Annotated in this window: 10 protein-coding genes; 4 read left to right on the forward strand and 6 right to left on the reverse strand. The window is 71.7% G+C overall.

Annotation, left to right across the window (positions count from 1 at the left end; translation table 11 throughout):
- Nucleotides 1-44: 44 nt before the first annotated feature.
- The 5 genes from Q0937_RS07190 to Q0937_RS07210 all read right to left on the reverse strand — a co-directional run bounded on the left by Q0937_RS07190 (nt 45) and on the right by Q0937_RS07210 (nt 7,192).
- Nucleotides 45-2,813, reverse strand: coding sequence for a sugar-binding protein (locus Q0937_RS07190; protein WP_299301612.1), 2,769 nt, complete (start codon nt 2,811-2,813; stop codon nt 45-47).
- Nucleotides 2,814-2,879: 66 nt separating this feature from the next.
- Nucleotides 2,880-4,091 carry a carbohydrate kinase family protein gene (locus Q0937_RS07195; protein ID WP_299301615.1) on the reverse strand — a complete coding sequence of 404 codons (1,212 nt, stop codon included), beginning with the start codon at nt 4,089-4,091 and terminating at the stop codon, nt 2,880-2,882.
- Nucleotides 4,088-4,891: a carbohydrate ABC transporter permease gene (locus Q0937_RS07200; RefSeq protein ID WP_299301618.1), complete on the reverse strand. Its 804-nt coding sequence runs from the start codon at nt 4,889-4,891 to the stop codon at nt 4,088-4,090. Before Q0937_RS07200 ends, Q0937_RS07195 begins: the two co-directional genes overlap by 4 nt.
- Nucleotides 4,888-5,823 (reverse strand): carbohydrate ABC transporter permease, encoded by a 936-nt coding sequence (locus Q0937_RS07205; protein WP_299301621.1) that lies wholly within the window; start codon nt 5,821-5,823, stop codon nt 4,888-4,890. The genes Q0937_RS07200 and Q0937_RS07205 overlap by 4 nt, the downstream gene beginning before the upstream one ends.
- Before the next feature lie 4 nt (nt 5,824-5,827).
- Complete coding sequence (locus Q0937_RS07210; protein ID WP_299301624.1) at nt 5,828-7,192, reverse strand: ABC transporter substrate-binding protein; 1,365 nt, start codon at nt 7,190-7,192, stop codon at nt 5,828-5,830.
- 177 nt (nt 7,193-7,369) lie between these two features.
- On the opposite strand from Q0937_RS07210, the gene Q0937_RS07215 reads away from it, so the two are divergent.
- Both Q0937_RS07215 and Q0937_RS07220 read left to right on the forward strand, forming a co-directional pair.
- Complete coding sequence (locus tag Q0937_RS07215; RefSeq protein WP_299301628.1) at nt 7,370-8,140, forward strand: DeoR/GlpR family DNA-binding transcription regulator; 771 nt, start codon at nt 7,370-7,372, stop codon at nt 8,138-8,140.
- Nucleotides 8,137-9,552: a 6-phospho-beta-glucosidase gene (locus tag Q0937_RS07220; protein WP_299301631.1), complete on the forward strand. Its 1,416-nt coding sequence runs from the start codon at nt 8,137-8,139 to the stop codon at nt 9,550-9,552. Before Q0937_RS07215 ends, Q0937_RS07220 begins: the two co-directional genes overlap by 4 nt.
- Nucleotides 9,553-9,590: 38 nt before the next feature.
- On the opposite strand, the gene Q0937_RS07225 is transcribed toward Q0937_RS07220, so the two are convergent.
- On the reverse strand, nt 9,591-10,424 hold the full coding sequence (locus Q0937_RS07225; protein WP_299301634.1) for an aldo/keto reductase: 834 nt from the start codon (nt 10,422-10,424) through the stop codon (nt 9,591-9,593).
- Nucleotides 10,425-10,540: 116 nt separating this feature from the next.
- Between Q0937_RS07225 and Q0937_RS07230 the strand changes: the two genes are divergently transcribed.
- Complete coding sequence (locus Q0937_RS07230; protein WP_299301637.1) at nt 10,541-11,293, forward strand: TSUP family transporter; 753 nt, start codon at nt 10,541-10,543, stop codon at nt 11,291-11,293.
- Between the two features lie 196 nt (nt 11,294-11,489).
- Nucleotides 11,490-12,410 (forward strand): cation-transporting ATPase, encoded by a 921-nt coding sequence (locus Q0937_RS07235; RefSeq protein WP_299301640.1) that lies wholly within the window; start codon nt 11,490-11,492, stop codon nt 12,408-12,410.
- Nucleotides 12,411-12,717 lie beyond the last annotated feature (307 nt).

A 12,717-nucleotide genomic window follows, 5' to 3' on the forward strand; every position in this document is an offset into this window, starting at 1 on the left:
CCCGGCGGGCGCGACCGCTGTCGGTCACGCCCGCCGGAGTCGGCTCACTTCACGTCAGCGCCTGCGGCGGCGGTGCCGCCCTCGGCCTCGAAGGAGACCGCCAGCTGCAGCGTCGCGCCGTCGGCCGGCGTGCCGGTCAGCGGCACCTCATAGGTGTCCCGCCCGGCGCCCACCTCCTGGGCGTCCAGTGCGCCGACGATCGCCGCACCGTCCCAGAGGTACAGCCGCAGCGTGCCGGCCCGATCGGTGCGCACCCGGGCGGTGGCCCCACCGTCGGTGCGCGCGACCTTGTCCATCCGCAGCGAACCCGCCGGCAGTACCGGTGCTCCGCCGAGTCCGGTGCCGTCCCCGGTGGCCTGCAGGATCGAGGCCGGGGACTCGACCGACCGCGCGCCGGTGTCCGGGATCTGCGGCTCCACCGGGGCGGAGGCGGCGACCTCCAGGCCCGGCAGCTCGAGCACGCCCCAGCGGGAGGGGTCGGCCTGGATGCCCTGGAAGGTGGACCAGCCGATCCGGGACTGGCCGGTCTGGTCCTGGGTGTCCGAGTCGTAGACCACCACGTTGAACCCCATGCTGGTGGGGTCGATGCCGTCGGGCAGCTCCGCGAAGGGGATCCGGGTCTCGAACAGGTAGCCCTCGTACGGATCGGACACTGTCGCCGCGATCAGCACGCCCGGGGCGGTCTCCGCGATCGGTCCCTGCCGGTTGTCGTGGTCCCGCCCGGCGACCGGGCCGCCGACCCCGCCGTCCACCGCCGTGCCCGGCAGAGCGCCGAGGATGAAGGTGGTCGCGGTGTTGTCGGAGGTGCCGCGCGGGTCGATCATGATTTCGATCGAGTCGGTGCGGAACCGCTGCTTGTTGTCCTGCGGCGGCAGCAGCGCGCCCAGCACATCGTCGGTGACCTGCACGAAGACGTACAGGTTCGCGTCATCAAAGGTGACCCAGGTGCGGCCGGAGGCGTCGGCCGGCTCGACCGCCTGACCCTCCCAGAGGGTGCCGATGTCGATCCCGTCGTCGGGATACTCCGCGGCGCCGCGCGCGGCATCCACCTCGACCCCCTCGGAGCGAGCGGCGATCAGGCGCGGCACCAGGTACAGGCCCTGGACGATCGGTGCCGAGACGCCGGCCGCGGTCGCGGTGACCGTCACCGGGTACACCCCGCCGCCCGGTGCCCGGTTGGCGGTGGGCAGCGAGGTGTCGGTGTTCTCCAGCCGCACCTCCACCCGGGTCTCCCCATGCGCCGGGACGCCCTCGACCAGCAGCTCGGCCGGGTCCGCGGTGATGCCGTCGGGCAGCTCGAGCACCACCTCGGCATCCTGCACGGCGCCGGAAAGGTTGCGCACCACCACCTCGACGGTGTCGGCGCGACCTGAGCCGAGGGTGTACCGGGTCGGGACCAGCGCATCGAGCCGCTGCATGCCCAGCTCCGCCGTCCACTCCAGGAAGGCGGCGATCTCGGGGCGGTCCTCGATCCCCGCCTCGACCACACCGGCGGTGCGCAGCGGCAGCACATTCTCGCCGCTCGCGCCCTTGGAGCTCGCGCGGGCCCGCAGCAGCACGGGCTCGCCCGGGACCGCCTCCGCCGGGGCGGTGACGGTGAAGGTCGCGGTGCGCTGCTGCTTCGCGGGGACGGTGCCGAGGATCTGGCGGCCGCTGACGGTCCAGCCCGCAGGGACTTCCAGCTCGACGGCCGCGCCGGGCAGGGCCTTGCCGGGCGAGCCGAGGGTCACGCTCACCTCGAGCGCCTCGCCGGGCAGGGCGGTGAAACGATCCGAGCGCACCTCGAGGGTGGTGCCGAGAGGCAGACCGCCCGCGATCGGCAGGGTCGCACCCTCGAGCGCCGCGGTGTCCGAGCTGGTCGGATCGGCGAGCGGGCCGCGCGAGTCGATCAGCGTGAACCAGGTGGCCGGGATCTTCGCGGGATCGGTGGTGGTGGGCGGGATCGCGAACCAGCCCTGGGTGCGGTAGGAGTGGACGGAGTCGTCGCGCACGGCGCTCCAGCGCTTGCCCCACTTCTCGGACTCGGTGCCGTTCCAGGCGCCGAACACCACGTCGCTCGCCACCCGCGGCGCGTACCCGGCGGCGACCGCGCCCGGGCCCACCCCGGCGCTGCCGTCGGAGCCGGAGCGCAGCAGGCGCTTCGGGGAGAAGGGCTCGAGCCCCTCCTCGAAGTGCTCGGGGAAGACGTCCTCGCGGCCGGCCAGCAGGTACGCCTCGACCGCGAACATCGCGGCCTGCTGGTGATTGCCGTGGTTGCCCTCGACGGCGGAGGGGTTCATCGTGATGATGACGTCCGGACGGGTCGCGCGGACCACGCGGATCACGCGGCTGAGCGCGGCCGCACCGCCCCACACGTCATAGGTGAGCGGGGCCGAGAGGGTGTAGAAGAAGTCTACCGCGTCGAGGTTGAAGACGTGCTCGATGCCGGCGTAGCCAACGGCGGTGCGCTCCTCGCCCTCGCGGATCAGGCCCAGTGCCGGGCCCTCCTCGAGACCCACGGCGTTGCCGCCGCCCTCGCCGCGGGTGAGGGTGATGACGCCCGCGCGCTGACCGGAGTACTCGTTCCACTGGCCGAGCGCCGCGAGCGTCCAGGCCTCGTCGTCGGGGTGGGCGCCGATGTAGAGGATGTCCAGATCGACGGTGCCGTCGGCGAGTGCCCGCTCCATCGGCGGCAGGCCTGGGAGGTCCAGGGCGGTCGCGCCGGCGGCGAGGCCGAGCACCGCGCTGCCCTGCAGCAGACGACGGCGGGTGAGGGACATCGGGGCGGGGCGTGCGGCGGGCTGCGAGCCGGTGGGGGTCGAGAGGGTCGACATGAGGTGCTGCCTTCTTTCGAGAGGAACGACGCATCGGTGCGTCGGTTCGGGGTGGAGCCAGCGGGGTCAGTGGTCTCCGGCGTCGGAGCGCAGGGCGAAGGTGCCCTGGGCGCGGCGTCGGCCGTGGACGGGGTGGTCGGGGACCACCGCGTCGAGGAATCGGTAGCGGCCGCTGGTGTAGGCGGCGCGCAGGTCGCCCTCGTCGGCGGCGGCGCTGAGGGAGCGCCACCAGTCGGTGAGATCGCCCCAGCCGGGAGCGGCGAGCGAGCCGCCGAACTGCTGGACGGCGAGGGCGGAGCACAGGGAGGAGAACTTCAGCCGCTCCTCGAGGGGCCACTCCGCGAGGGTGCCCAGCACCAGCGCGGCGGCGAACACGTCCCCGGCGCCGGTGGTGTCGATCGCCGTGACCGGCACGGCCGGGCAGTACGCCTCCTCGCCGGTGGAGGAGTCGATCGCATAGGAGCCCTGGGCGCCGTCGGTGACCACCGCGAGCGGCACCTTCTCCGCGAGCCTGCGCACTGCCCGGTCCGGGCTGGAGGTGCGGGTGTAGGCCATGGCCTCCATCGTGTTGGGGGTGAAGGCGTGGCAATGCGCGAGCGGGGCGAGGTCCGCGATGTCCCAGCGCTCGGTCTCGTCGAAGCCGATGTCGGCGAAGACCAGGGACCCGCGGGCGCCGAGCTCCGCCCACCAGGAGGTCTCCCCGGCCAGGTCCACCACGGCAGCTCGGGCGTGCGGGGCACGGGCGATCAGCGCGGAGAGCGGCTCAGGCAGGTCATGGCCGTGGGTGGCCATGGCGCGGTCGCCGTCTGCGGCGATGGAGACGGTCAGCGCGGAGTGGAAGTCGGTGAAGCGGCGCGAGGCGGAGAGGTCGATGCCCTCCTCGCTCTCCATGGTGTGCCACATCCAGTCGGCGTAGGCGTCGTCCCCGAAGCCGGCGACCAGGCCGGTGCGCAGGCCCAGGCGGGCGGCCGCGGTGGCGAGGTTGGCGATCCCGCCGGGGCTCGATCCCATGCCCTTGGACCACAGCTCCTCCCCCGGCTTCGGCAGGCGGTCCATGCCGGTGAAGACGATGTCGAAGAACACGGTGCCGGAGAGCAGCACGTCCAGCGGCGGATCCTCGGGGGTGCGCTTCGCGGCCAGCGGGTCCCAGTCCTCGCAGGCGGCCGCATCCGGCGGGGACGGGGTGGTGCCGCCTGCGGGGGAGCCGGCGGCACGGGGGGCGTCGGCACCGGAGGCGGCGGCGCGAGGGGCGTCGGCACCGGAGGGTTCGGTCGTCATTTCGCAGCTCCTTCGAGCATTCCACGGATGAAGTGGCGTTGGAGGACGAGGAACAGGATCACGGTGGGCAGGGCAACGATGACGGCGCCCGCGGCGAGCAGAGCGGTCTCGGAGGTGTACTGGCCCTGGAAGTTCGCCAGCCCCAGCGGGGCGGTGCGCAGCTTCCCGCCCGGCGCCATGATCAGGGCGATGAGGAACTCGTTCCAGGTCCACATGAACACCAGCACCAGCATCGTGACGATCGCGGGCCGCGAGGCGGGGACGAGGATCCGCACCAGCGCCTGCATCGGCCCCGCACCGTCGAGGGCGGCGGCCTCGATCAGGCTGGTGGGCATCGAGCGGAACTGCGCCCGCAGCCAGAAGGTGCCGAAGGCGATCGACTGCGCGACCTGGGGCAGCGCGATCGCGAGGTAGGTGTCCGTGAGGCCCAGAGAGCGCAGGTCGAAGAACAGCGGGATGATCGTCGCCTCGGCAGGGATCATCAGGCCCAGCAGGAACAGGTAGAACAGCGCCGTCGACCCGCGGAAGCGCATCGTCCCGAAGGCATAGCCGGCGAGGATCGCGAGCACGGTCGCCAGGGACACCACGATCGCGGCGACCACGACGGAGTTGCCGAGGGATCTGCCGAAGCCGCCCACGGTCCAGGCCTCGACATAGTTGGACAGGTAGAAGCCGTCCGGCTCCCCCAGCGGGGCGGAGACCGAGGTGAGCAGGATCGTGAGCACGGGGATGAGGGCGAACAGCGCGAAGCCGCCCAGGATCACGTAGTTCATCGTCGTCTCGACGCGGGAGACCCTCATGCCTCACGCTCCCCGATGCGGGAGACGCCCACGTTGATCACGAAGATCAGGAGCGTCAGGACGATCGCGACGGCCGAGGCGGACCCCACCTCGCGCAGCTCGAAAGCTCGGAAGTACGCCTCGAAGCTGGGCACGGTGGTGGAGTTGCCGGGGCCGCCGGAGGTGGTCATGTACACGAGGTCGAAGGTCTTCAGCGCCGCGATGATGGTGAGCACGAGCGCGACGGTGATCTCGCCGCGCACCGCGGGCAGGGTGATCGCGAAGAACTCCTGCACCGCGTTCGCACCGTCCAGGCGCGCGGCCTCGAACTGCTCGGCGGGGATGCGGCTCATGCCGGAGAGCAGCAGGAGCATCACGAGGCCCATCTCCACCCAGGTGCCGATGAACCCGACCGCGGCGAGTGCCGTGCCCGGGTCCCCGAGCCAGCCTCGGGTGAGCACGTCCAGGCCCACGGCGCGCAGCGCCTCGTTCAGCAGCCCGTTGGGCGAGTAGATCTGCCGCCACGCCACGGCGACCACCACCAGGGCGATCACCTGCGGCAGGAAGACGACGGTGCGGAAGAAGCCCATCCCCCGCACCTGACCGCGCCGCAGCACCGCGGCCAGCACCAGCCCGACCACCAGCGGGATCACCGCATAGAAGACGATCAGGATGAGGGCGTTCGCGATCGCCGCCCGGAAGTCCGCATCCCCCGCCAGGTCCAGATAGTTCCGCAGTCCCACGAAGGTGGAGGAGCCGAAGCCCTTCCACTCGAACAGGGAGAACTGCGCGGCTCTGCCCAGCGGGTACAGCGCGAACGCGCCGTAGACCAGGAAGGCGGGCAGGATGAACAGGTACGGGGTGGCCGCGGAGCGCGCCACCGCGGAGGGCCGGGGCCGCCTGCGGGCAGGCAGACGGGCCGGGGCCCGCCTGCCTGTCGTGCTGGACGCCATAGGGTCAGGATCCCTCGGTGAACGCGCCGTAGTCCTCCTGCAGCGCCTCTGCGGCGGCCGCCGGCTCGGCCTGGCCGCCGATGACCTCCTGGAGGGTGGCCCCGGCGGTGTCCGCGAAGGACGGGGTCGCGTAGTCGAGGTAGGGCAGCAGGGTGCCCTCGGTGGAGACCGCGTCGAAGGCCTCGTAGATGTCCTTGTTCACGCCCGAGTCGGGTGCGAGCTCGGCGGTGCGGTTCACCGGCATGCCGCCGTTCTCGGCGATCATCGCCATCGCCTCGTCACTGGTGATGAAGTCGATGAAGGCGGCGGCCGCGGCCGGGTTCGCGGCGGCCGACGGGACGGAGAAGGGGATGCCCGTGCCGCCGGTGGTGGCGACCTTCCCGTCGGCCCCGGCCGGCGGGGCCATGAAGCGCAGGTCCTCCCCCATCACGGCCTCCATGTCCGGGCCCAGCCAGGAGCCGCCGATCAGCAGCACGCCGGTGCCCTCGGTGAACAGCGGCCAGGCATCGTCGTAGGCGAGCCCGTTCGGGGAGTCGCCGAGCGCACCGCTGGCGCCCCACTCGGCGAGCTGGCTGAGGGCGGCGAGGTTGTCGTCGGTGGTCCAGTCCGCGCCGGCGTTGCCCATGCCGAGGGTCACGATCGTCTCGGCGGGAACGAAGTTCGCCTGCAGCGGGCCGAACACGTGCAGGGCGGGCCACTGGTCGAGGTTGCCGAGCATGATCGGCTGCTCGTCGGCCGCGGCGGCGGCCTCGACCAGGGAGAAGACCTCGTCCCAGGTGGTGGGCGCTGCGAGCCCGAGCGCGTCGAGCTTCTTCTGGGAGTAGTAGATCCCGCAGACCTCGCCGGTCTGGGCGAGGCCGTAGAGGGAGCCCTCGCCGAAGGTGACGCCGTCGCTCGAATAGCTCATCTTGCCCAGCACGCTGGGGGTGAAGCGGTCCGCCCAGCCGTACGCCTCGGCGTAGCCGGTGAGGTCGGTGAGCAGGCCGTCGGCCACGAAGGTGCCCATGTCGCCGCGGGCGTTGTTGACCTGCAGCACATCCGGCACGTCGTTGCCGGACAGCGCCAGGCCGGTCTGCTGCTGGAGGTCGTCGAAGGACTGGGAGTTGCGGTCGATCGTGACGTTGGGGTACTTCTCCTGGAAGCTGCCGATCAGCGCCTCGATCGCGTCGTTCTGCGCACCGCGCACCTCCTGGTCCCAGACCGTCAGGGTGATGTCGCCGAGGGCGGCGATGTCGGTGTCGACCTCGTCGGCCGCAGGAGCGGGCGCCTCGCTCCCACCGTCGCCGCCGTCGGAGCCGGGGGCGCAGGCGGTCAGGAGGCCGAGCCCGCCGAGCGCAGCGGTGCTGCCGAGGAAGTTCCGTCGTCGCATGATGTCCTCCTGAAGTGATCGGCCCCGCCGCATCGTCGCGGTCGCACGTCATCGTCACGTCCGCTGATCGCGGGCCGGCCGTGTGGTCCGGACCACCATGATGACATGAGTTGCGTGCGACTGCACGCGACTGCTCGTACCTGCGCGAAATTGCGCGCTCGGTGCTACGGTGACGCCATGCTGAGCGAAGAGCGCCACCAGGCGATCGCGACGGTTCTCCGACGACGGGGCACCGTCACCGTCGCCGCGCTCAGCGCCGACCTGGGGGTCTCCGAGGCGACCGTGCGCCGGGACCTCGAGCTGCTCGCCGAGGCCGGAGCCCTGCGCCGGGTGCGCGGTGGAGCCACTGCCGTGCGGGGTTCGGTGCGACCCGAGGCGGATCTGCGCTCCTTCGCGGACGTCGCGAGCACCGCGACCGCCGCGAAGCAGGCGATCGCCGCCCGCGCCTGCTCCCTGATCACCGACGGCGAGGTGATCGCCCTGGACATCGGCACCACGGTCGCGGCGATGTGCCCGCTGCTCGCGGAGCGCTCCCTCACGGTGGTCACCGCCTCGCTCGCGGTGGTGCGCTCGCTCTCCACCGCCCCCGACGTCGACATCGTGATCCTGGGTGGGCTGCTGCGCCCCAACTACGACTCCATGGTGGGCACTCTGACCGAGTCGGCGCTCGGGCAGCTGCGCGTGGACCGGGCATTCCTGGGCAGCGCCGGGGTCCGGCCCGACGGCGCCGTACTCGACTCCACCCCCAGCGAGGTGCCGATCAAGCGCGGCCTGCTCGACGTCGCCGCCTTCTCCTACCTGCTGGCCGACCACGAGAAGTTCCCCGGCTCCGGCTTCCTCGAGGTGGCGCGACTGTCCCGCTTCACCGCCCTGATCACCGACCGCTCCCCCCTCCCCTTCGACATCGCGCTCCCCGACGGGGAAGACGTGGAGGTCCTCCTGCCATGAAGCTCACCATCCTGGGAGGCGGCGGATTCCGCGTGCCCCTCGTCTACGAGGCAGTCGCCACCGCCGCCACCGGCCTCACGGTCGACGAGATCGCGCTGTACGACGTCGACCCCGCGCGCCTGCACGCCATCACCTCCGTGATCGAGGGCCTCGGCGCGCAGCTGCTGGCCGACGGGAGCACCGCAACGCTCCCCCGCCTCACCGCCACCACGGACCTGCGCGAGGCCGTGACCGGAGCGGACTTCGTGTTCTCCGCGATCCGGGTGGGCGGCGCCGAGGCCCGCACGGTGGACGAAAGGGTCGCGCTGGGGCTCGGGCTGCTGGGCCAGGAGACCATCGGCCCCGGCGGCCTCGCCTACGCCCTGCGCACGATCCCGGTGGCCCTGGAGATCGCCCGCATGGTCGCCGAGGTCGCACCGGGCGCCTGGGTCATCAACTTCACCAACCCTGCCGGGATCGTCACCGAGGCGATGCGCAGCGTGCTCGGAGACCATGTGGTGGGCATCTGCGACACCCCCATCGGCCTGGTCCGGCGCGTGGGCAGGCTGCTGGACGTGGACCTGGTCGCCGGCGAGCGCGGCGCGAGCTTCGACTACGTGGGCCTGAACCACCTGGGCTGGCTGCGCTCGGTGACCGTGGAGGGGGTGGACCGCCTGCCCGGCCTGCTCGCCGACGACGCCGCCCTCGAGGAGATCGAGGAGGCGCGCCTGATCGGCAAGGACTGGGTGCGGGCCGACGGCGCTCTGCCCAACGAGTACCTCTTCTACTACCTGCACACCGCCGCCGCTATCGACCGCATCACGAGCGCCGCGACCACCCGCGGCGAGTTCCTCGCGAAGCAGCAGGGCGACTTCTACCTCGCCGCGGCCGAGAGCTCCGAGCCGGCCTCCTGCTGCACCTCGCCCCTGGACCTCTGGCGCGAGACCCTTCATGAGCGCGAAGCGACGTATATGGCGGAGTCCCGGGACGAGGAGCGCCGCGAGGAGGACATCGCCGGCGGTGGCTACCAGGAGGTGGCGCTGCGGCTGATGACCGCGCTCGCCACCGGACGCAGCGAGCGGATGATCCTGGACGTCGGCAATGCCCCCACCGGCAGCGACGCTCCCCCGGAGCAGCGCATCGTGCCGGAGCTGCCGGCCGATGCCGTGCTCGAGGTGCTGTGCGTGGTCGACGGCGAGGGCGTGCACCCGCAGCCCGTCGCCCCGGTGGGACTGGGACGGCTCGGCATGATGAGCACCCTGCGCGCCGCCGAGCGGAAGATCCTCGAGGCCGCGATGACCGGCTCCCGCGAGGCGGCCTGGCAGGGCTTCTCGATGCATCCCCTGGTCAGCTCACCCGTGCTGGGAAAGAAGCTGCTCGAGGGATACATCGCCGGGCACCCGGAGATCGCGGCGCTGCTCGCAGAAGGCTGAGAGTCCCCGTCGCTGCGCCGCGATCGCGGAGTCCCGGCTCAGAACCCCGGGTTCGCGGGGTCTGCCCCGATCCGACCGTCGGCGCGGTCCAGGGCGCTGATCTTCTCGATCTCCTCGGGCGTGAGCTCGAGCTGGGCGGCGGCGAAGTTCGAGACGATCCGCTCAGGCGTGACGGACTTCGGGATCACCACGTTCCCGATCGCCAGATGCCAGGCGATGATCACCTGGCCCGCATCGGCGCCGTGCGCCTCAGCGACAGCGGTGATCACCGGGTTCTGCAGGATGTCGCCGCCCTGCCCCAGCGGGGACCAGGCCTCGGTGAGGATCTTCTTGTCGGCGTGGTAGTCCCGCAGCGCGGACTGCTGGAACTCGGGGTGCAGCTCGATCTGGTGCATCACCGGCACCACCCCGGTCTCGGCGATGATCTCCTCGAGCTGCTCGATCGGGAAGTTGGAGACGCCGATGGACTTCGCCTTCCCCTCCTTCTGCAGCTCGATGAGCGCCTTCCATGACTCGAGGTACGTCCCGCGCTGGGGGCTCGCCCAGTGGATGAGGTAGAGGTCCACGTAGTCCATCTCGAGCTTGCCGAGAGAGGTCTCCAGAGCCTGCTTCGCGGAGTCGAAGCCCTGGTCGCCGTTGGCGAGCTTGGTGGTGATGAACAGCTCCTCGCGAGCGATTCCCGAGGCCTTCACGGCCCGGCCCACGCCGCCCTCGTTCTGGTAGCCGGCGGCGGTGTCGATGTGGCGGTAGCCGGCGTCGATCGCCTGGCGGACGACGTCGGCCGCGACCTCGTCCTCGACCTGCCATACGCCGTAGCCGAGCTGGGGGACGGCCCTGCCGTCATGGAAGGGCTGGGTGGGAACAGTGGTCATGCGGGAGCCTCCTGGGTATGCGGTTGCCTATCCACCCTATGCCCGCTCTCGGCTCACCGATAGACCTCGTCCGACCGGTCGGGAAGCGCGGTCGGCGGAGCCGATACCGTGGCGGAGTGAGTGTCCCCCTGGCGATGACCCTGCTCGGTCTGGTGCTGCTCGCCGCCGTGATCCAGCGGGTCGCCGGGCTGGGGCTCGGCATGCTGTTCGCGCCCTACGCGGTGGTGCTGATCGGCGCGCACCAGGGAATCATGCTCGCGAACTTCCTGGGTACTCTGATGCCCTTGCTGCTGCTGCCGCGGATCTGGGATCGGATCCAGTGGCGCACCGTGGCCTGGATCGGACTGCCCGCGGTCGCGGTGATGCCGGGCGCGGCCTGGCTGTCCTCGGTCTCCCCGCCCGGCCCGCTGTACATCGTGACCGCATCCCTGGTGCTGCTGAGCCTGCTGATCTCGGTGGCGCTCGTGCGGGTGAACACCACCGTGGACGGCCGCACCGCCCAGGTGGTCACCGGCATCGGGTCCGGGCTCGGGACCGTGCTCGGTGGCGTGGGCGGCCCCGCGGTGACCGTCTACGCGGTGCTCTCGCGCTGGCCGGTGCTGCCGATGGTGGCGACGCTGCAGCCGCTGTGGATCCTCATCTCCTCGGTGTCCTTCGCCTCGAAGCTGGCCTGGGACGACGGCCAGGTCCCCGACCTGCCCTGGTGGATGTGGGCCGCGATGGTCGCGATCGTGATCGCCTCGATCTTCCTCGGTGAGGCGGTCCAGAAACGCCTGGCCGAGAGGACCATCCAGCGCTTCGTGATGGTGCTCGGCTTCGTGGGCGCGCTGCTGGCGCTCGGGACCGGGGTGCGGCTGCTGGTCGGGTGAGATCGCCGGAGCACCCGTCACTCTGGTAAGCATCGTCGTCACCATGCCTTGCTCTGCCTGGTCCTGTCGTCGTCGACGAGAAGGGCCGCCGTTCCCAGGGAACTCCATGCTCGGACCCGGCGCGCACGGAGGTGGGACCCTCACCCTCATACAGCGTCCGGAAGACCAGGCGCAGCCCCCATCGGAAGGACCGATCGTGAGCACTTTCCGCCGCCTGCTCGGCACCGCTCAGAAGGCCCTCGACGCGAAGAGCTCCGGCTCCAGTCGCTCAGGACAGGGCTCCGACTGGCGCTCCCTCGTGCGCAGCGCCGCCGACTCCCTCACGGGAGACGGCAGCTCGAGCTCGGCTCCGCAGCGCACCGGATTCACCGACTCCGCACGGGGTGGTGCTCCCACCGCACCCGCCCGGGGCCCCGCTCCGTCCACCCACGGCTCCGCCACCAATGCCCCTCTCTCCGAGACGGACCGTCGCGCGATCGCGCGCTACGACTACCTGGTGCGTACTGCGGAGCCTGAGCAGCTCGAACAGGTCCACCGCGAGGCCTTCGAGAAGCTCACCCCGCAGCAGCGCACCCAGCTGACGGCGACCATGCGCTCGGAGCTGCCCGAGGGCGAGCGCCCCCGCACCGACGCCCCGCAGGATCTCGCCCGCTCCGCCACCCGGCTCGGAGCGCTCGATCCCCGCAAGCTCACGCGCCTGCTGGGCCGCTCCGGCGGCGGCGGACGCCGAGGTGCCGGCGCTGCCGCGATGGGTGCGGGGGCCGTCGGTGCCGGCGCGCTCGGCGTCGGAGGCCTGCTGGCCGTGGTCGCCGGCGGCGCCGCCGTCACCTCCGTCGGCGGCTCGCTGCTGCAGGACGCCGTCGGTTCAGGCATCGACATCGACTCCCTGGCCCCCGATCTCGCGGGCGATCTCAGCGGGATGTTCGAGGGGTTCGAGGGGGTCGAAGGATTCTCAGGCGTCGAGGACCTGCAGGGGTTCTCGGACTTCCAGGGGTTCGAGGGCGTCGAGGGCATGACCGACGGTGTCGGCGGGGCCGTGTCGGGCGCCGGAGAGCAGGTCTCCGGTCTCGGCGACCGGATCTCGGACCTGGGCCTCGGAGACCTCTTCGGTCGCTGACCTGCCACGTCAACGCGGCGCCGAGCCATCAGAGTGCAGGAGAGGGTCGAGATCCTTGCACACCGTCGCGTTCACGGCGCCCCACCTCGCCCACCGTTGCGATCGGGGCGCACTTCCCCGCCCACCGTTACGTTCGCGGCGCACTCCCCCGCCCACCGTTGCGTTCGCGGCGCACTCCCCCGCCCACCGTTGCGTTTGGGGCGTTCTCAGACGCCAGAACGCCAACTATGCAACGGTCGACGGTCCGCGACGCCGGCGAGACCCCGCGACGCCCGCCCCGAGCACGACCTCGGCCGCAGAAGTCGCT

This window comes from uncultured Brachybacterium sp. (assembly GCF_947500705.1).
Taxonomy (GTDB): Bacteria; Actinomycetota; Actinomycetes; order Actinomycetales; family Dermabacteraceae; genus Brachybacterium.

What these genes read in the sequence shown, in the direction of transcription:
- Q0937_RS07190 (WP_299301612.1), bottom strand. Translation starts at nt 2,813, where the DNA reads ATGTCGACCCTCTCGACCCCCACCGGCTCGCAGCCCGCCGCACGCCCC.
- Q0937_RS07195 (WP_299301615.1), bottom strand. Translation starts at nt 4,091, where the DNA reads ATGACGACCGAACCCTCCGGTGCCGACGCCCCTCGCGCCGCCGCCTCC.
- Q0937_RS07200 (WP_299301618.1), bottom strand. Translation starts at nt 4,891, where the DNA reads ATGAGGGTCTCCCGCGTCGAGACGACGATGAACTACGTGATCCTGGGC.
- Q0937_RS07205 (WP_299301621.1), bottom strand. Translation starts at nt 5,823, where the DNA reads ATGGCGTCCAGCACGACAGGCAGGCGGGCCCCGGCCCGTCTGCCTGCC.
- Q0937_RS07210 (WP_299301624.1), bottom strand. Translation starts at nt 7,192, where the DNA reads ATGCGACGACGGAACTTCCTCGGCAGCACCGCTGCGCTCGGCGGGCTC.
- Q0937_RS07215 (WP_299301628.1), top strand. Translation starts at nt 7,370, where the DNA reads ATGCTGAGCGAAGAGCGCCACCAGGCGATCGCGACGGTTCTCCGACGA.
- Q0937_RS07220 (WP_299301631.1), top strand. Translation starts at nt 8,137, where the DNA reads ATGAAGCTCACCATCCTGGGAGGCGGCGGATTCCGCGTGCCCCTCGTC.
- Q0937_RS07225 (WP_299301634.1), bottom strand. Translation starts at nt 10,424, where the DNA reads ATGACCACTGTTCCCACCCAGCCCTTCCATGACGGCAGGGCCGTCCCC.